This is a genomic window from Stenotrophomonas sp. 8(2023) (assembly GCF_030345295.1).
Lineage (GTDB): Bacteria > Pseudomonadota > Gammaproteobacteria > Xanthomonadales > Xanthomonadaceae > Stenotrophomonas > Stenotrophomonas muris.
In genome coordinates this window covers 3,618,143-3,637,780 of sequence record NZ_CP128404.1, presented here as the reverse complement: position 1 = coordinate 3,637,780, position 19,638 = coordinate 3,618,143, and the positions used below count along the sequence as shown (strand labels likewise).

The window sequence follows — 19,638 nt, the reverse complement described above, 5'->3', positions numbered from 1 at the left end:
CTCCTACACCTTCTCGACCTTGACCAGGATGCACTTCGATTCGGGCGTCTGCGAGTTGCCGTCACCGATGGCGTTGGTCAGCGTATTGGCGATGTATCCGGGCTTGGCCGCACCGAGGAAGCCCCAGTGGATCGGCACGCCCACCTGGTGCACGGTCCGGCCATCGATCTGCAGGGCCTTGATGCGCTTGGTCACCATCGCCACCGCTTCGATGTGGCCACGCTTGGAACTGACCCGCACGCGGCTGCCGTTGCTGATGCCCAGCTCGTCGGCCAAGGCCGCGCCGATCTCGACGAACTGCTCGGGCTGGATGATGGCGTTCAACTTGCCGTGCTTGGTCCAGAAGTGGAAGTGCTCGGTCAGGCGGTAGGTGGTGGCCACATGCGGGAACTCGTCCGGCGAACCGATCTGTGCGCGATCGCTGGCGAATACGCGGGCGGCCGGGTTGTTCAGCGTCAGTGCCTGGCCGGGGCTGAGCGGATTGCTGCGCAGTGGCGTGTCGAATGGCTCGTAGTGCTCCGGGAACGGCCCTTCGGCCATGCCGGCCTTGGCGAAGAAGCGGGCGATGCCTTCCGGGTTCATGATGAACGGGCCCATCCCGCCGGCGGGATCTTCGTCGGCCTTGAAGTCCGGTACGTCCACGCTGCCCCAGTTCTTGCCGTTCCAGGCCAGCAGCGTGCGGCGCGGGTCGAACGGCTGGCCGGCCACGTCGCACGACGCGCGGTTGTACATCACGCGGCGATTGGCCGGCCACGCCCAGGCCCAGCCCAGCGTGTTGCCGATGCCGGTGGGGTCGCTGTTGTCACGCCGCGCCATCATGTTGCCGGTCGGGCCCCAGGCACCGATGTAGATCCAGCAGCCCGACGCGGTGCTGCCATCGTCGCGCAGGTCGCCGAATGCGGCCAACTGCTCGCCGGCCTTGCGCACCAGCCTGGTCGGATCCTTCGGATCGAACACGTCGGCCAGCGCCTTGCCGTTGTATTCCATCGCCAGCTCTTCCGGCGTCGGCAGCTCCGGGTTGGAATACTTCCAGGCCAGGTCGCGCACCGGCTCCCACCACGCACCGCCGTCCTTCTCGTACATCGCCTTGATGCGATGGAACAGCTCGGACATGATCTCGATGTCGCTGCGCGCTTCACCCGGCGGATTGGCGCCCTTCCAGTGCCACTGCAGCCAGCGCGAGGAGTTCACCACCGCGCCGTTCTCCTCGGCGAAGGACGTGGTGGGCAGGCGGAATACTTCGGTCTGGATCGTGCTCGGGTCGACGTCGTTCAACGCGCCGTGGTTCTGCCAGAAGGCGATGGTCTCGGTTTCCAGCGGGTCCATGCTGACCATGAACTTCAGCTTGGAGAACGCGCTGATCAGCTTGCCCTTGTTAGGCGCCGAGGCCAGCGGGTTGAAACCCTGGCAGATGTAGCCGTGGATCTTGCCCTCGTTCATCAGCTCGTACGCCTGCAGCATGTCGTACGGCTTGTCGAGCTTTGGCAGGTAATCGAAGCACCAGTTGTTGTCGGCGGTGGCGGCATCGCCCCACCACGATTTCATCAGGCTGACGTGGAACTTCGGATAGTTCTGCCAGAACGACATCTGGTTGGCGCGCAGCGGCTTCTGCGTGCGCTTGGCGATGTAGGCGTCGTAGTCCTGCTCGTCCTGCCTCGGCAGCGTCAGGTAGCCGGGCAGCAGGTCGGACATCAGGCCGATGTCGGTCAGGCCCTGGATGTTGGAATGCCCGCGCAGCGCGTTCATGCCGCCACCGGCCACGCCGATGTTGCCCAGCAGCAGCTGCACCATGGTGCCGGCACGCACGTTCTGTGCGCCGATCGAGTGCTGCGTCCATCCCAGCGCGTACAGGATGGTCATCGCCTTGTCCTTGCCGGCGGTGGACGCGATCATGTCCCAGATCTGGCGGATGCTGTCGGCCGGCGTGCCGCAGATGCGCTCGACCATCTCCACGGTGTAGCGCGCGTAGTGTTGTTTCAGCAGGTTGTAGACGCAGCGCGGGTCCTTCAGCGTCGGGTCGCTGCGTACGTAGCCGTCGTCACCGTAGGCGTAGTCCCAGCTGGAACGGTCGTAGCTGCGCTTTTCTTCGTTGTAACCCGAATACAGGCCGTCCTTGAAGGCGAATTCGTCCTTCACCAGGAACGGCATGTCGGTGTAGTTCAGCACGTACTCGTGCTGGATGCGGTCCTCGGTCAGCAGGTAGTTGATCAGGCCGCCCAGGAACACGATATCGGTACCGGTGCGGATCGGCGCGTACACGTCGGCCACCGCGGCCGAGCGGTTGAAGCGCGGATCGACCACGATCAGCCGGGCCTTGTTGTGTGCCTTGGCCTCGGTCACCCATTTGAATCCGCACGGGTGTGCCTCGGCGGCATTGCCACCCATGATCAGGATCAGGTCGGCATTCTTGATGTCGACCCAGTGGTTCGTCATCGCACCACGGCCTAGCGTCGGGGCAAGACCTGCCACCGTCGGGCCGTGTCAGACACGTGCCTGGTTGTCGAATGCCAGCATGCCAAGGGAGCGGACGACCTTGTGGGTCAGCACCGCGGTTTCATTGCTGGTGGCCGAGGCCGCCAGCATGCCGGTGGTCAGCCAGCGGTTGACCGTCTGCCCGGCGTCGTTCTTCTGCACGAAGTTGGCATCGCGGTCTTCCTTCATCAGCCGCGCGATGCGGTCCAGCGCATCGTCCCAGCTCAGCCGCTTCCACTCGTTGGAGCCCGGTGCCCGGTACTCGGGGTAGAGCAGGCGCGACTTGCTGTGGATGATGTCGGCCAGGCCGGCGCCCTTCGGGCACAGCGTGCCGCGGTTGACCGGATGGTCCGGGTCACCCTCGATATGGAAGATGCTCGGCTCGGCGTTCTTGGCGCCGTCGCCGAGGCTGTACATCAGGATGCCGCAGGCCACCGAACAGTAGGTACAGGTGTTGCGGGTCTCGGTCGCGCGGGTCAGCTTGTACTGCCTGACCTCCGCGAGCGCGATGCCGGGCGCGAAGCCCATCAATGCCAGGCTGGAGCCGACCAGGGTTGTCCCGGTCACTTTCAGGAACTGGCGGCGGCTCATCGATGGCATGCCGTTCTCCTGGGATGGCGAGGAGGCACGGGCCTCCGGGCTGTCGTTGGGTACGGCCCGGTTATAGCACAGGCCCCCGCACGCCCATGTGGCACAAGGCCCGGCGCCGGCGGGGCGGGCGCGCAACGGGGCCGCTCTGGTAAAGTTGCGTGCCCGCCCCCCCGGGGAAGCGTCTGCCGGGCCTGGTTCCAGGATGTTCCGCGCAGCCCCCGCCGTCCTGGCGCGATCCTCCGCGCCGGATCTGGAACACCGAGGAAAAATTTTGCGAAATCAACCAGTTGGGTTCCGCGCATGAGCGCCCCGTCGAAGCCGTCGGACGCCGTTGCGCGCGGCACGCTGTACATCGTTGCCGCCCCCTCCGGCGCCGGCAAGAGCAGCATCGTCAATGCCACCCTGGCGCGTGACCCGCAGATCGCGCTGTCGATCTCCTTCACCTCGCGCGCGATGCGCCCGGGGGAAGTGAACGGCCAGCACTACCATTTCGTCTCTGCGGAAAGGTTCGAAGAAATGATCGCCGCCGGCGACTTCTTCGAGCATGCGTGGGTGCACGGCGACTGGAAGGGCACGGCCCGGCAGTCGGTGGAGCCGCAGCTGGCCGCCGGCCAGGACGTGCTGCTGGAAATCGACTGGCAGGGCGCGCAGCAGGTGCGCCAGCTGGTGCCGGGCACGGTCACCGTGTTCATCCTGCCGCCGTCCAGGCAGGCCCTGCAGGATCGCATGCGCAAGCGCGGCCAGGACAGCGAGGCGGTCATCGCCCAGCGCCTGGGCGCGGCGCGCGATGAAATGCTGCACTTCAACGAGTTCGACTACGTCATCGTCAACGAGGTGTTCGACACCGCCGTGGACGAGTTGTGCGCCATCTTCACCGCCAGCCGCCTGCGCCGGGAGGCCCAGAAGGTCCGCCACGCCGGCCTGATCCAGGCCCTGCTGACTCCCGATCCGGGCGCAACTGACTGATTCCAAAAGAATCGGGTAGGGGTTGGCTTGATTTTGTCCAGCTCCTGCCAGTACACTCCGTCCCCTTTCCCTCATTCGACTGAGCGGCCGACCGGTCGCCGGGAGCCCGTATGGCCCGCATCACCGTAGAAGATTGCCTGGAAGTCGTTAACAACCGTTTCGAACTGGTCATGATGGCATCCAAGCGTGCCCGCCAGCTCGCCAACGGCGTGCAGGCCACGCTGGACAACAGCGAGACCGAGGACAAGCCGACCGTGCTGGCGCTGCGCGAAATCGCCGCCCGCAAGATCGACAACGCGCTGATCGACGAAGTCGAGAAGGCCGAGCGTGAGCGCGCCGAGCGCGAAGCGCTGGAGTGGGCTGCCGCCGAAGTGGTCGCTGACGAAGACATGTCCAAGAACGACGATTGATCGCATCGATCAACGTAATCGTTGGATACACCGAACAGCCCGCCCCGTGCGGGCTGTTTCGCATTCAGGATTTGCCGTAAACGTCGCGCTGGAATAGGCTGCGGGCATGAACCCAGGCCCCACTGCCAAGGTCGCCGCAGCCCCCACTGCCGCCGTACCCGACTACGTCCTCCAGCTTGAACGCGCCGCCCATTACCTGCCGCCGGAACAGCTGCCGCTGTTGCGCCGTGCCTGGGAAGTCGGAGCCTCCGCCCACGCTGGGCAGACGCGCAAGTCGGGTGAGCCCTATATCACCCACCCGGTGGCGGTGGCCCAGGTGCTGGCCGAGCTCGGCCTGGACGTGGAAGCGCTGATCGCCGCGATCCTGCACGACACCATCGAAGACACGCCGCTGACCCGCGAGGCGCTGGCCGCCGAGTTCGGCGAAGCCGTGGCCGAACTGGTCGACGGCGTCACCAAGCTGGACAAGCTGAAGTTCCGCGACCGCCAGGAGGCGGCCGCCGAGAGCTTCCGCAAGATGCTGCTGGCGATGTCGCGCGACCTGCGCGTGATCATGATCAAGCTGGCCGACCGCCTGCACAACATGCGCACGCTGGGTGCGCAGAGCCGCGAAGCGCGCGGCCGCATCGCCCGCGAGACGCTGGAGATCTACGCGCCGATCGCCCAGCGCCTGGGCATGAGCCTGGTCAAGAGCGAGCTGCAGAACCTCGGTTTCAAGGCGCTGTACCCGTGGCGCCACGCCATCATCGAGAAGCACATCCGCAGCCAGCCGGTGGTGCGTCGCGAGGCGATGGCGCAGGTGGAAGTGCAGCTGTCGCAGCGCCTGGCCAAGGAGGGGATCGAGCATCGGCTGATCAGCCGCATCAAGACCCCGTGGAGCATCTACAACAAGATGCGCGACGAGAACAAATCCTTCGACCAGGTGATGGATGTGTTCGGCTTCCGCCTGGTCGTGCGCAGCGTGCCCAGCTGCTACCACGCGCTGGGTTCGGTGCATGCCACCTTCAAGCCGCTGGATGGCCGTTTCCGCGACTTCATCGCCATTCCCAAGGCCAACGGTTACCAGTCGCTGCACACGGTGCTGTTCGGGCCGTATGGCTCGCCGATCGAAGTGCAGATCCGTACCGAGGAAATGGACCTGATCGCCGAACGCGGCGTGGCCGCGCACTGGACCTACAAGTTCGGCGGCGATTCGCCCAACAGCGCACAGAGCCGTGCCCACGCGTGGATCGTCGAGCTGATCGACTCGCAGCGTGCCGCCGGTTCCTCGCTGGAGTTCCTGGACAACGTCAAGGTCGACCTGTTCCCGGACGAGGTCTACCTGTTCACCCCGAAGGGCAAGATCCTGGCCCTGCCGCGCAATTCCACCGCGCTCGATTTCGCCTACGCCGTGCATACCGACGTCGGCAACATGGCGGTGGCCTCGCGCGTGGACAAGAAACTGGTGCCACTGCGCACCAAGCTGGTGTCGGGCCAGTCGGTGGAGATCATCACCGCACGCTCGGCCACGCCGAAACCGCAGTGGCTGGAATTCGTGGTTACCAGCAAGGCGCGCACCGCCATCCGCCACCAGCTCAAGCAGCTGGAGCACGAGGATGCCGTGCAGCTGGGCCACCGCATGCTCGACCGTGCGCTGGAAGCGATGGATTCGTCGCTGGAGCGGCTGCCGAAGGGGCGCCTGGATGCGTTCCTGGCCGAACACCGCTTCCCGCGCCTGGAAGCCCTGCTGGCCGAGGTCGCACTGGGCAACTGGATGCCGACCCAGGCCGCGCAGGCGCTGATGGCCTACGCCGAACTGCGTGGCGGCCCGCATTCGCGCCACCACTCGCAGGAAAAGATCCTGATCAACGGCAGCGAGCGTGGCGTGGTCACCTTCGCCGGCTGCTGCCAGCCGATTCCCGGCGACGAGATCATGGGCTACCACACCGCCGGCAAGGGCATCGTGGTGCACCGCATGGACTGCCCGAACCTGGCCGAGCTGCGCAAGTCGCCCGAGCGCTGGGTGCCGATCGGCTGGGACACCACCGTCTCCGGTGACTACGACACCTCGCTGGTGGTGGAAGTGGAGAACGGCACCGGCGTGCTGGCACAGCTGGCCGCTGCCATCGCGCAGAGCCACTCCAACATCGAGCGCGTGGACTACCTGGATCGCGATTTCAACGCCGCCGTGCTGGCGTTCAACATCCAGGTGCGCGACCGCAACCACCTGGCCGAAGTGATGCGCCGCCTGCGCCGCCTGTCGGTCGTGCAGTCGGTACGCCGCCAGTAGGTCCACGCCATGCGTGGATGACGTTCCGCGCACACGACATACGGGGTCGGATCCGTTTCCCGCCGGGAAACGGATCCGACCCCCAGCCGATGCCGCGCCCACCCGGTACAATCACCGCTCTGTTTTCCCCCAAAGCACCGGAGCGACCCATGTCCCGCCAGATCATCAACACCGAAAAGGCCCCCGCCGCCATCGGCCCGTACTCGCAGGCCGTGCGCGCCGGCAACACCGTGTACTTCTCCGGCCAGATCCCGCTTGACCCGGCCACCGGCGACATCGTCGGCGCTGGCGACGTCGAAGCGCAGGCCCGTCGCGCCTTCGACAACCTCAAGGCCGTGGCCGAAGCCGCCGGCGGCTCGCTGGACAAGGTCGTGCGTCTGGGCCTGTACCTGACCGACCTGGGCGAGTTCGCCAAGGTCAACGCGGTCATGCAGGACTACTTCCAGGCCCCGTACCCGGCCCGTTCCACCATCGAAGTCTCCGGCCTGCCGAAGGGCGCCAGCTTCGAGGTCGACGCGGTGATGGTCATCGACTGACCACCACGTGGCACGCAAGGCGGCGGTCACCCCGGTCCTGTCACCGTCCGGCGAAGCATCCCTGGCGATGCTCGCCGGCGTCGGTCCGGCCGTGGCCGCCAAACTGCAGGCGCGTGGCCTGGCCACCCTGCAGGATCTCTGGCTTCACCTGCCCCTGCGCTATGAAGACCGGACCCGGCTGACCCGCATCGAAGACCTGCGCAACGGCGTGCCGGCGCAGGTGGAAGGGCGGGTGGTCGCGGTCGAGCGCGGCATGCGCTATCGACCGATGCTGAAGGTCGCGGTGGAGGACGAAGGGCAGGGCACCCTGGTGCTGCGCTTCTTCCATTTCCGCCAGCAGCAGGTCGGCCAGTTCGCGGTCGGCAACCGGCTGCGCTGCTTCGGCACGCCCAAGCCCGGCCACCTCGGCCTGGAAATCGTCCATCCCAGCTACCAGGTGCTGGGCCGCAACGATGATCCCGAACTCGGCGACCGCCTCGACCCGGTGTATCCCACCGTCGAAGGCGTGGGCCCGATGACGATGCGCAAGCTGATCGGCCAGGCCCTGGATCGCCTGCCCGAGGAGAGCACGCTGGAACTGCTGCCCAGCGGTTGGCTCGATGGCCTGGGCCTGCCGTCGCTGCGCAGCGCGCTGCTGACCGTGCACCGGCCACCGCCGGATGCCGACCTCGCCGCGCTGGCCGCCGGCACCCACCCGGCGCAGCGCCGCCTGGCGATGGAAGAACTGCTGGCCCACCACCTCAGCCTGCGTCGCCAGCGCATTGCCTTGCAGGCACACCATGCGCCGCCGCTGGCTGGTCCTGGCAAGCTGGCCAAGGCGCTGCTGAAGCAGCTGCCGTTCGCGCTCACCGGCGCGCAGGCGCGCGTGTTCAAGCAGATCCGTGAAGACCTCGCGCGCCCCAGCCCGATGCTGCGGCTGGTGCAGGGCGACGTCGGCTCCGGCAAGACCGTGGTGGCCGCACTGGCGGCGATGCTGGCGGTGGAGCAGGGCAAGCAGGTCGCATTGGCAGCGCCCACCGAACTGCTGGCCGAACAGCATCTCAACAACCTGCGCGGCTGGCTGGAGCCGCTCGGTGTGCGTATCGCCTGGCTGGCCGGCAAGGTCACCGGCAAGGCGCGCGCCAAGGTGATGGAGCAGGTCGCCAGTGGCGAAGCGCAGGTGGTGGTCGGTACCCACGCGCTGATGCAGGAGGCGGTGGTGTTCCAGGATCTGGCCTTGGCCATCGTCGACGAACAGCACCGCTTCGGCGTGCACCAGCGCTTGGCGCTGCGCGACAAGGGCGCGGGCGGCAACAGCGTGCCGCACCAGCTGGTGATGACCGCCACGCCGATTCCGCGCACGCTGGCGATGTCCGAGTACGCGGACCTGGATGTGTCGGCCATCGATGAACTGCCACCGGGACGCACGCCGGTGCAGACCGTCGCCCTCAACAATGACCGTCGCCCGGAACTGATCGAGCGCATCGCGCTGGCCTGCGAGGAAGGGCGGCAGGTGTACTGGGTGTGCACGCTCATCGAGGAAAGCGAAGAACTGGATGCCACCCCGGCGCAGGCCACCTACGAATCGCTGCAGGCACTGCTGCCCGGCGTTCGCGTGGGGCTGGTGCACGGACGCCTGAAAGCCGCCGAAAAGCTGGCGACGATGGTGGCGTTCAAGACCGGCGAGATCGACCTGCTGGTCGCGACCACGGTCATCGAAGTGGGCGTGGACGTACCCAATGCTTCGTTGATGGTGATCGAGAACGCCGAACGCCTCGGCCTGGCCCAGCTGCACCAGCTGCGCGGCCGCGTGGGGCGTGGTTCGGCGGTATCGCGCTGCGTGCTGCTGTACCAGGCTCCGCTTTCGCAGATGGCGCGCGAGCGTCTGCAGACCATGCGCGAAACCAACGATGGTTTCGTCATCGCCGAGAAGGATCTGGAACTGCGCGGCCCCGGCGAACTGCTGGGCACCCGCCAGACCGGCCTGGCCGGTTTCCGCATTGCAGACCTGGCCCGCGATGCCGGCCTGCTGCCCGGCGTGCATGACCTGGCCGAGCGGCTGCTGGCCCAGCAGCCCGCGTTGGCCGATCGCGTGGTGCAGCGCTGGATCGGCACCGCCGTGCGCTACGCCTCGGCGTAAGTGGCGGGGTCAGGCCCCTTTGCACAGCAAAGGGCTCTGACCCCATCCCCGGGACGCTCATCCCCGCATGGCGTGGATCTACTGTAGAGCCGAACCCATGCTCGGCTGCCGTTCGCGCTGCGCGCGTGAGTCGAGCATGGCTCGACTCTACAGAGAGCTCTTCCCTGCCATCCGCGGGAAACCCGTTTTCGGCGTTGCTGTTGAAGTTGTCGGCCAGCGGCCGGCACTACCGCGGGTGCAGGTCGCAGCCCTGCCGCCCCCCATACTTGCAACGGTCATCATCCCGGTCCACACTTCGTTGCCGATCTGAAGACGGCAACGATGACCCACAAGATCCCCCTGTTGATCGACACCGACCCCGGTGTGGACGACGCCCTGGCCCTGCTGATGGCCTTTGCCGATGAACGGCATGACGTGGTCGCCCTGACCATCGCCGCCGGCAATGTCGGCCTGCAGTACACCGTCCGCAACGCCCTCAAGCTCTGCGACATCGTCGGCCGCACCGACGTGCCGGTGTTTGCCGGCAGCCCGGATCCGCTGCTGCATCCTTCCGTAGACGCTGCCCACGTGCATGGCCGTGATGGCTATGGCGACGTGGACCTGCCGCCGCCGAGCCGCCAGGCCGAAGCCGAGCATGCTGCGCTGGCCATCCTGCGCCTGTCGCACGCGCATGCCGGCGAACTGATGCTGGTGATGCTTGGCCCGCTGACCAACCTCGCGCTGGCACTGAAGCTGGACCCGACCCTGCCCCAGCGCATCAAGCGCATCGTGGTGATGGGCGGCGCGGTCACCTGCCACGGCAACATCACCCCGGCGGCCGAATTCAACATCGCCTTCGATCCGGAAGCGGCGCATGTGGTGTTCACCTCGTTCAAGCACCTGCTGGTGTCGGACTGGGAGGCCACCGTCGCCCACGGCCTGCCGCTGGAAGAAGCCGAGAAATGGCTGCAGGCCGATTCCGATCGCGCCCGCTTCTACGAGCTGATTTCGCGCAAGACCCGGGGCCTGTCCGAAGACAGCAAGGGCGGCCGCTGGTACACCGCCGACGCGGTTGCCATGGCCTGGGCACTGAACCCGGAAGGGCAGCTGCGGGTCGAGTCGCGTCCGCTGAACGTGGAGCTGAATGGCACGTTCAGCCGCGGCGCCACCATCGTCGACTGGAACCGCCAGACCGGCCAGCCGGACAACTGCGATCTGCTGATGGCCTACGACCAGCAGCGTTTCGAGACCCTGGTACGCCAGGCCCTGGGCGCGAACTGAAGCCGATTGACCGGCACCGGTTGCCCCGGGCGGCAACCGGTGCTTATAATGCCGCTCTTGACCACCAGCCCATTTACGGTGTGAGCCCATGAAGGCCGATATCCATCCGAACTACCGCGACGTCGTCTTCCATGACGTCACCTCCGATTTCAAGATCCTGACCCGCTCGACCATGGCGACGAAGGAAACCATCAAGTGGGAAGACGGCAACGACTACCCGCTGGTGAAGGTTGAAATTTCCTCGGCTTCGCACCCGTTCTACACGGGCAAGCACAAGGTCATCGACACCTCGGGCCGTATCGACAAGTTCCAGAAGCGCTACGCGCGCTGATCTGTCGATCCAGCTTCGAACCGACGGCCGCGCTCTGCGCGGCCGTTTGTTTTTCCCCAACGCCTACCCAACGGGCGTTTGGATGGACAGAACACTGCGTTCGTGTGACAACGCTTTTGCCGATCCGGGCCGCTTGCTGGCCGGGTTCTGGCCGCCTGCCGTCTACGACTTCTGTCTAGCGCCTGGCAAATGCTGCTGTGCGATAATGGCATGATCCCCGGCACAGGCCGAGGACGTCATTCACGTGCCTGACCAATGCGCTTGGGCAGGCGCCTTCCCATGAAGGAGCGCACACAGTGTCCGATCTTGATCAGGTCACGCTCAACGCCGGCGATAAGTCCGTCGTTCTGCCCGTCATCAAACCCACCCTCGGCAACGACTGCGTCGACATCGCGAAGCTGACCAAGGAAACGGGGTTTTTCACCTACGATTCCGGCTTCACCGCGACGGCCAGCTGCAAGTCCGCCATCACTTACATCGACGGCGACAAGGGCGTGCTGCTGTATCGCGGCTACCCGATCGAGCAGCTGTCGGAAAAGTCGAGCTACGTCGAAGTGGCCTACCTGCTGATCAACGGCGAGCGCCCGAGCGCCGAGCAGCTGAAGGCCTTCACCGATGAGCTGACTGCCGAAGCCAATGTCGACGACTCGATCAACACCCTGATCGGCAGCTTCGCCAAGGACGCCCACCCGATGGCCATCCTGGCTGCTGCGATCGCGCAGCTGTCGGCCATCTACCACGACGCGCTGGACCTGTCCGACGCCGAACAGCGCCGCCAGGCCGCCGTGCGCCTGATCGCCAAGGTGCCGACCCTGTCGGCGCTGATCTACCGCCATGGCAAGGGCCTGCCGGCCAACAAGCCGGACACGTCGCTGGACTACGTCAGCCGCTTCCTGAAGCAGACCTTCGAGTCGGCTGACGGCCAGTACGATCTGAACCCGGATGTGGTCAAGGCGCTGGACCTGCTGTTCATCCTGCACGCCGACCACGAGCAGAACGCCTCGACCTCGACCGTGCGCCTGGTCGGTTCGACCGGTGCCAACCCGTACGCGTCGGTCGCCGCTGGCGTCACCGCGCTGTGGGGTCCGGCCCACGGCGGTGCCAACGAAGCCGTGCTGAAGATGCTGGAAGAGATCGGCAGCGCCGACAACGTCGAGTCCGCCGTGGTCAAGGCCAAGGACAAGACCTCCGGCTTCCGCCTGATGGGCTTCGGCCACCGCGTCTACAAGAACTTCGACCCGCGCGCCAAGGTCATCGGCGAGATGACCAGCAAGGTGCTCAAGCAGCTGGGCGTGCAGGATCCGCTGCTGGACGTGGCCGTGAAGCTGGAACAGGCCGCGCTGCAGGACGAGTACTTCGTCGCGCGCAAGCTGTACCCGAACGTCGATTTCTACAGCGGCATCATCTACAAGGCGCTGCAGATCCCGACCGAAATGTTCACCGTCATGTTCGCCCTGGGCCGTACCTCCGGCTGGGTCTCGCATTGGCTGGAACAGCAGGTCGATCCGGAAATGAAGATCGGCCGTCCGCGCCAGGTCTACACCGGCAGCGATGTGCGCGACTACCAGGGCTGATCGCCCCGCGTAGGTTGTGCCGAGAACGCCCCGCATGCGCGGGGCGTTTTTTTTTCCGCCGCCCTGGTGGGTGCCAACTTGGGTTGGCACGCTTTCGACATTCGCGGAAAACCATCCACGCATGGCGTGGATCCACTTGTTCCCAACCTTGGTTGGCACGCTCCCCCATCCACGCGTGGCATGGATTTACCGCGTCCCCGCCTTTGGTAGGTGCCAACCTTGGTTGGCACGCTCCCCATCCACGCGTGGCATGGAGTTACCGCGTTCCCGCCTTGGTAGGTGCCAACCTTGGTTGGCACGCTCTTCAACGCGCCAAGACCGCGTGATTCAGGGGTCTCACCAGCTTCACAAGCGCTCGCGCAGCCTCAGGACGCCAGCTGCATCCGCAGCACCTGAAATGGAGCGTCCATCCCGATGAGTACCCGATTCGACCCACCCGAGCGCGGCCCGCTCGGCGCTGACGTCGCCGCTGTCGTCACTGCCCCCATCGTTCCGCCCGCCAGCGAAAGCGCGGTGTCGTGGGGAGCCATCTTCGCTGGCGCCGCCGCCGCCGCTGCGCTCTCTCTCATCCTGCTGATCCTCGGCGTGGGCCTGGGGTTGTCGTCGGTGTCGCCCTGGTCGTTCGAAGGCGTCAGCAAGGAAACCTTCGGCTGGTCCAGCATCGCCTGGCTCACCTTCACCGCGCTGGCCGCTTCCGGCCTGGGGGGCTATCTGGCGGGTCGCCTGCGCACCAAGTGGACGCAGATCCACGGCGACGAAACCTACTTCCGCGACACCGCGCACGGCTTCGTGTCGTGGGCGGTGGCCACGCTGCTGACCGCGGGCCTGCTGACGTCGGCCATCGGTGGCGTGCTGGGTGCGGGCGCAAAGGTGGCCGGCGCCACTGCCGGTGCCGCTGCGTCCACCGTCGGCGTGGCTGCAGCCGGTGCCAGCGGCGCTGTGGCGGCTGCACCGGAAGGCGACCTCGACTATTGGGTGGATGCGCTGTTCCGCAGCACGACCCACGCAGGGCCGGCCGATCCCGCAGCGCCGCCGCCGGGCGCACCGATGGACCCGGATGCCGCGCCACCGCCGGCAGCGGGCGCCGGTCCGCGCGACGCGCGCATGGCCCCGCCGCCGCGACCGGCGCCGGGCAACGGTCCGATCGGCGATCGCCGCGAAGTGCGTGCCGAAGTGAACCGCATCATCGTCAACAGCCTGCAGGGGGAAGGCCTGGATCCGGCCGATACCCAGTATCTGTCACAGCTGATCGCGCGCGATACCGGGATGAGCCCGGCTGAAGCGCAGGCCCGCGTGACCGATGTGCAGACGCGCATGCGTGCAGCGCTGGAGAAGGCCAGGAATACCGCCAAGCAGGCTGCCGACGATGCGCGGAAGGCGACCGCCTACGCCGCATTGTGGCTCTTCATCACCCTGCTGATCGGCGCGTTCTTCGCCAGCCTCAGCGCCACCTGGGGCGGCCGCCGCCGCGACCTGTAATCCACCCTTCCATGCAAGGAGACCTGCCATGAAGATGATTCTGCTTTGGTTGCTGGGCGTGCCGATTCCGCTGCTGATCCTGTACGCGATCTTCTTCTGATCGCGCACCACCGCGCCGTGTCATCAGGCCGCCGAATGGCGGCCTGATGCCATCCCGCAGGCGTGGATGCCCCACTATAGAGTCGAGCAATGCTCGACTCTACAAAGGCAAAGCAATGAGGTTTGTTGCATTGAGCCGATGAGGAAAATTGCATAACCCTCAAACATTGAACACCTTCAAAAATTCTCCTTAACGTTCAACGATTTAGGAATGCTTGAATGGCCTGCATGGCAATGGATTTCTAACATTCTCTCCGTCGCCCGCACCCATCCCCGCGGGCGGCGCTTCCCTCCCTTTTCTCCTTGGGGAGGGGAGCTTTCAAATTCCCCCTTGTCCGAGAGAGACAACCATGCACGCCATTATCAAGAAGGCCGCGCTCGCTGCAGCGCTGGCTACTGCTTCGCTGTCCGCGCACGCGCTGGAAACCAAGATCACCGTCTACGCCGACGTCGACCCGACCCTGGCGCTGCTGCGCGACGATGGCACCCCGCTGCCGGACACCGTGCAGCTGACCCACGATCCGCTGCGTGGCCTGCTGCCGTCGACGCAGCAGGTGCGCATCCATTCCAATGACGAAACCGCGGACATCGAGGTGCGCCTCGGCCATGATCCGGTGCTGCTCAATGGCGCCACGCGCGTGCCGCTGGCCGTCAGCCTGAATACCGACGCGCTGACCACTGCGGTCACCGAGTTCAAGGCGGCTGACCTGTTCAACGGCGCCAGCTCGACGCCGGGTGCCTCCATCTCGATGCCCCTGACCATCGCCCAGGCGGGTGCAGGCGGCCCGCTTACGGTCAACGGCCGCTATGAAGGCATGGTCTACATCGTCATGAACCAGAAGCCCTGATCCACGGCTTCCCGCGCCGGCCCGCACCCCGGGCCGGCCGCTACTCCAGCGGTACCCCCCATGACCCCACACGCCCCCGCCGTTACCCGGCTGGCGGTCGCGCTCGCCCTGGCACTGGCTGCTCCCTCGGTAGCGGCCCACGGCGTCCCCGCCGGCTTCGAGGATCTGGTCGAAGGCCAGACCGAACAACTCGACATCCAGCTGTTCGGCCGCTCGGCCGGGCTGTCGCCGGTACGCGTGACCCTGGAACACGTGCAGCTGGAAGACCCCGCGCGCGTGCTGCAGGCGCTGGCCCTGCCTGCCGAAGCACAGGCTGCGTTGCTACCGGCGCTGTCGCAACCGTTGCCGCGCAACAGCCACCTGGCCTGCCGTTTTGGTGGCGCCACGGCGGGGTGCGGCTATCTGGACCCGCCCGAAGAGCCCACCGCGGCGCGCGCGCTGTACGACGAAGGCGAGGGCGCGGTGCGCCTGTTCGTGGCGCGTCAGTGGATTCCCGGCGAGCCGGCAGCGGAGCGTTACCACACGGTCACGGCCAACGCCGAGAACGCCTTCCTGCACCAGCAGACGCTTAATGTGAGCGGTGGTCGCGATTATCAGGCACTGTCCGCGCGCGGCGTGGGCACGCTGGGCCTGTTTGATCGCGGCCACCTGTCCGCCGACTGGTACTACACCCAGCAGCGCTACCGCAGCCGTGGCAGCAACGACGACTTCCAGTTCGACAACGTCTATTACCGCCATGACCTGGGCCAGGCGCATTACCTGCAGGCCGGGCGCATGGACCGCCGCAACCTGTCCAGCCCGCAGGGCGGCACCTTCAGTTTCAGCATGCTGCCGCTGGACCGTTTCCAGGGCGCGCGCGTGGGCACCACCCAGGCCTACGTGGACACCGACGCCGCCGTGCAGGCGACGCCGCTGACCGTGCTGCTGGCGCGCGATGCCCGCGTCGATGTCTTCGACGGCGAGCGCCTGCTGCAGACCTTCTACCTGCAGGCCGGCATCAACCAGATCGACACCCGCAATTTCCCCTTCGGCAACTACCTGGTGCGCATGCGCATCTACGAGGACGGTGTGCTGGTGCGCACCGAGGAGGCGCCGTTCGACAAAGGCGGCGACTGGACCAACAGCCAGTGGCAGTGGTTCGTGCAGGGTGGCCGTCGCAACGAGCGCCGTAGCGACCGTTTCGATGGAGAAAGCGTGGCAATGGCCGGCGTGCGCGTGCCGCTGGGCCGCGATGCCGCACTTACCGCGGGTGCCGCCAACCTCGGCGGCCACAGCTACGGCGAGCTGCGCCTGGACCTGCGCCGCGTGCTGGCCACCCAGGAAATGCGCGCCTCGCTCAGCGGCATGCGTGGAAGCGATGGCAGCAATGGTCAGCAGCACCAGCTGTCATACCGGCGCAAGGCGTCGTGGAATCTTTACCAGCAGCGCATGCGCGGCAAGGCCTGCCAGTTCGAGGCCGATGCACGCGACCAGCTGGGCTGCACCAACTCACTCAGCGGCTCGGTATCGCTGCCGCTGGCCGGCGGCAACGTCTACGTGGGCTACACCCGGCGCCAGACCTGGCGCACCGGCTGGCATCGGCCTGAATTCGAGCAGGACCCGTTGTTCGGGCTGGATCCCTTGCTGCCGCCCGGTCCGCTGGAGCCGCGCCGCGAGCCCGTGCTCAGCCGGACCTGGCAGGCCAGCTTCAGCCGCAGCCATCGCTGGCAGGACTTCAGCGTGTCCACGCGCGTGGGGCTATGGCAGCAGCGCAGCACCGACAGCGTGCGCGGCAGCAACGAGCGTGACCGTGGCATCTACTTCAACCTCAGCCTGACCCGCCTGCAGCGCAGCCATGACAGCAGTGGTCAGCGCCGCTATGCGGTGGACGTGCGCCAGCCGCAGCATCAGCGCCCGGCCATCGACTACAGCGTGGGCCAGAGCCTGCGCCAGGACCGGGACACGCACTATCGGGAGCTGAACGCCGAACTGCGCGCCAACAACAACGATCGCTACAGCGCATCGCTGAGTGGCCAGCTGCAGAACGGCACCGGCAACACAACCGCCAGCATCGCGCACTATCAGCAGCGGGGGCGTGGCGAGACCGGCTACAGCGGCAGCCACAGCTCGGGCTTCGCACTGGGCCGTCGTGGTTTCTACTGGAGCGGTGCCAACGGCGCCGAGGCCGGCCTGGCCGTGCAGGTGGACGGTTTCGACGATGCCGACCTGCATGGCGTGGCCGCGGAATTGCAGGTGGGCGGGCTGCGCCGACAGCGTCTGCAGATCGGCGAGCGCCGGCTGCTGCCGCTGCAGGCCTATCAGTCGCAGCGCGCCGAAGTGCAGGACGCCAGCACGCTGGACAGCATCGCCGCGATCCGCGTGACCGGCGTGGGCGGTGCACGGCCGATGTTCCTCACCCCCGGCAAGCTGATGCGCATGCCCGTGCCGATCGAAGTGACCTACACCTTCATTGGCAATGCCAAGGACCTTGCGGGGTCGCCGCTGGGCGGCGCCCGCATCCTCAACGCGCCGGTGCCCGGCACCAGCGCCAACGGCAGCTTCGTTGCCGATTTCCCGCGTCGCGAAACAACGCTGTACCTGCTGCAGGACGACCGCCTGCTGCACTGCCCGCTGCAGGTGCGCGAGCGCCGCCAAGTGGTGCTGCTGGTCGGCGCCGTGCACTGCGAGCCGCTGGCCGTGGCCCAGCTGCCCCCCGAGATCCGCCAGCAGGCCCGCGTGACCCGCCTGCTGCAGGAACGCGCGTTGATTGCCGCCACGCCCCAGACCGCTGCTGCAGGAGGTACGCCATGAGCCGGCGTTGGATGTGTGTGTTGATGCTGGTGTGTGCGCCGGTTCTGGTGATGCCACGGGCGTGGGCGCAACGTCCACCTGATACGGATCCGCCGGCCGGTGTGATTATCCGTGACATCAACATGGGATGGGATCGCTCGGCGATGCCCGGTGACATCGAGATTCTGGCGCCCAAGACTTTGATCGCGTACGACATAGATCTGAGTAAGCAGTACGGAAAGCTCTACCTGACGTGCGAGTCAGCCAGTGACCCCACATCTGGAATGTGTCGTACCGAAGATACAGAGGCAGAAAGTGGCGATGTAACCAGTGTGATACCGGTACGGGCGATAGAAGAGCGCACGGGAAGTCCAAGCACGATCAACTTCGCTGCTTCAATCTATAGGGCTGATTCCACCCAGATATGCTCACTCGATTACTTTCGGGATACCAGGTATGCGATCTGGTCATCGCATTCAAGACCTTGCGGCAGTGACTATGCAGTCGGTACCGGGCTGACCATTGCGATCGCTGGGGACAGCATTGCCCGCTTGGTTGCCGGTCGCTGGAGGGGCAGTCTCGAACTCAATCTGAGAATGCCACCGGGAAGGCATCTGGCTAAGTACATCGTCAACTTCGACTTCACCGTCACCGACTACGACGCGATCTCGATCTACTTCCCGGGCTTCGACGGCATCGCACCGCTGGTCAACATGGACCTGCGCTACGACCCCATCCGCAAGATGGTCGGCGGCTACAAGGAAGTGGACATGTGCCTGTACGACGGCGTGGGCTCGCAGAGCGAGTTCCTCGGCGTCACCGTGCGCGACAGCGGTCCACGGCCCCCGCCCGGACGGGACTTCGCAGTCTGGCACGGGGACGGCGGCAGCGATGACACCCAGCGCCTGGACTACCAGGTCGGCCTGAAGTACGGCGGAAACCTGCTGGCCATGAAACACGGCGAGGAACAGCTGCTGCGCGGTATCGACAGCGCGCAGCTGCGCCTGGTGATGCTGCCGGGCATCAATCAACCCGTGTACTGCGTGCCCACGCCGCTGGTGCTGGAAACGCCGCCTACGCCCATCGCCAGCAAGCGGCCCGGTCTCTACGACGGCGAGCTGACGGTAGAGCTGCGCGTGCCGACCGCCAAACCCTGATCCCACGGAGCCTCATCATGAAGAAGCTGTTGTTCTGTCTGCTGCCGTTGAGCGCGCTGCTGGCGCCGCCGGTACATGCCAACCTCTCCATCCATCCAATGCGCGCGGCCGTCGATGGCAAGCGCGGTACGCAGATCCGCGTCTACTCGCACTCCACCCAGCCGCAGTACGTGCAGGCACGCCTGTTGCGCATCTCGAATCCCGCCCAGGCTGGCGAGGAAGAGGTGGACATGGAGGCGGCCGATGCCGCGGTCGCCATCACCCCTGGGAAGTTCGCACTCAGTGGCGGAGGCAATCGCCTGATCCGGGTGATTCCGCTACGCAGCGTGGAGAAGGAAGTGGCCTACCGCGTCTACTTCGAGGGTGTCAGGGGACCAGACGGGACCCTGCTCGAGGGTGACGAGCAGGCGGCACAGGCCAACGTCGGCGTCAGCCTGGTCTGGGGTGCGCTGGTGAACGTGCTGCCCGCCAATGGCAGCGTGGATCTGCAACTGCAGGGCGACACCCTGCGCAACGTGGGGACCTTGCGGGTGGGCATCACAGGGCTGGCCGAGTGCACCGGCAGTGGTGCCTGCACGACCCACGACTTTGCCAAGAGCCTGTACCCGGATGCGGAGCTGAAGCTGCCGTTCCAGCCTCAGCCGGGCAACACCGTGCAGCTGCATTACCGCCTGTCCAAGGACGGCTACCGCGAGCACACAACGACCCTGGCGCCGAGCGCCTGAACGTTCCTGGCCCCGCGCTGTTCGCGGGGCCTC

The 19,638-nt window shown here is 66.3% G+C and carries 14 protein-coding genes; 13 read left to right on the top strand and 1 reads right to left on the bottom strand.

All coding sequences use genetic code 11. The features are described 5' to 3' along the window. Nucleotides 1-3: 3 nt before the first annotated feature. On the bottom strand, nt 4-3,072 hold the full coding sequence (gene fdnG, locus QP609_RS16875; RefSeq protein ID WP_142235222.1) for a formate dehydrogenase-N subunit alpha: 3,069 nt from the start codon (nt 3,070-3,072) through the stop codon (nt 4-6). A gap of 291 nt (nt 3,073-3,363) precedes the next feature. Between fdnG and gmk the strand changes: the two genes are divergently transcribed. The 13 genes from gmk to QP609_RS16810 all read left to right on the top strand — a co-directional run bounded on the left by gmk (nt 3,364) and on the right by QP609_RS16810 (nt 19,605). Then, nucleotides 3,364-4,029, top strand: coding sequence for a guanylate kinase (gene gmk / locus QP609_RS16870; protein ID WP_014648271.1), 666 nt, complete (start codon nt 3,364-3,366; stop codon nt 4,027-4,029). Between the two features lie 110 nt (nt 4,030-4,139). Beyond that, a complete protein-coding gene (gene rpoZ / locus QP609_RS16865) occupies nt 4,140-4,439 on the top strand; it encodes a DNA-directed RNA polymerase subunit omega (RefSeq protein ID WP_005410877.1) in 300 nt (99 codons plus the stop codon). A gap of 106 nt (nt 4,440-4,545) precedes the next feature. Then, the gene (locus tag QP609_RS16860; RefSeq protein ID WP_005418955.1) at nt 4,546-6,708 is read left to right on the top strand and encodes a bifunctional (p)ppGpp synthetase/guanosine-3',5'-bis(diphosphate) 3'-pyrophosphohydrolase; all 2,163 of its coding nucleotides are present in this window, start codon (nt 4,546-4,548) and stop codon (nt 6,706-6,708) included. A 149-nt stretch (nt 6,709-6,857) separates the two neighbouring features. Beyond that, complete coding sequence (locus QP609_RS16855) at nt 6,858-7,244, top strand: RidA family protein (protein WP_005418954.1); 387 nt, start codon at nt 6,858-6,860, stop codon at nt 7,242-7,244. Between the two features lie 7 nt (nt 7,245-7,251). Beyond that, complete coding sequence (gene recG / locus QP609_RS16850; protein ID WP_046432316.1) at nt 7,252-9,363, top strand: ATP-dependent DNA helicase RecG; 2,112 nt, start codon at nt 7,252-7,254, stop codon at nt 9,361-9,363. A 321-nt stretch (nt 9,364-9,684) separates the two neighbouring features. Further along, nucleotides 9,685-10,623: a nucleoside hydrolase gene (locus QP609_RS16845; protein ID WP_134809236.1), complete on the top strand. Its 939-nt coding sequence runs from the start codon at nt 9,685-9,687 to the stop codon at nt 10,621-10,623. 88 nt (nt 10,624-10,711) lie between these two features. Further along, nucleotides 10,712-10,954: a type B 50S ribosomal protein L31 gene (locus QP609_RS16840; protein ID WP_010484049.1), complete on the top strand. Its 243-nt coding sequence runs from the start codon at nt 10,712-10,714 to the stop codon at nt 10,952-10,954. 296 nt (nt 10,955-11,250) lie between these two features. Then, nucleotides 11,251-12,528, top strand: coding sequence for a citrate synthase (locus QP609_RS16835; protein ID WP_014648268.1), 1,278 nt, complete (start codon nt 11,251-11,253; stop codon nt 12,526-12,528). Between the two features lie 414 nt (nt 12,529-12,942). Next, complete coding sequence (locus tag QP609_RS16830; RefSeq protein ID WP_046432315.1) at nt 12,943-14,007, top strand: membrane protein; 1,065 nt, start codon at nt 12,943-12,945, stop codon at nt 14,005-14,007. 449 nt (nt 14,008-14,456) lie between these two features. After that, a complete protein-coding gene (locus tag QP609_RS16825; protein ID WP_046432313.1) occupies nt 14,457-14,954 on the top strand; it encodes a CS1 type fimbrial major subunit in 498 nt (165 codons plus the stop codon). Between the two features lie 60 nt (nt 14,955-15,014). Continuing rightward, nucleotides 15,015-17,744, top strand: a complete 2,730-nt coding sequence (locus QP609_RS16820; RefSeq protein ID WP_197621447.1) for a TcfC E-set like domain-containing protein — start codon at nt 15,015-15,017, stop codon at nt 17,742-17,744. Beyond that, nucleotides 17,741-18,880 carry a CfaE/CblD family pilus tip adhesin gene (locus QP609_RS20915; RefSeq protein WP_197621446.1) on the top strand — a complete coding sequence of 380 codons (1,140 nt, stop codon included), beginning with the start codon at nt 17,741-17,743 and terminating at the stop codon, nt 18,878-18,880. Before QP609_RS16820 ends, QP609_RS20915 begins: the two co-directional genes overlap by 4 nt. A 17-nt stretch (nt 18,881-18,897) precedes the next feature. Further along, on the top strand, nt 18,898-19,605 hold the full coding sequence (locus QP609_RS16810; RefSeq protein WP_197621445.1) for a pilus assembly protein: 708 nt from the start codon (nt 18,898-18,900) through the stop codon (nt 19,603-19,605). Nucleotides 19,606-19,638 lie beyond the last annotated feature (33 nt).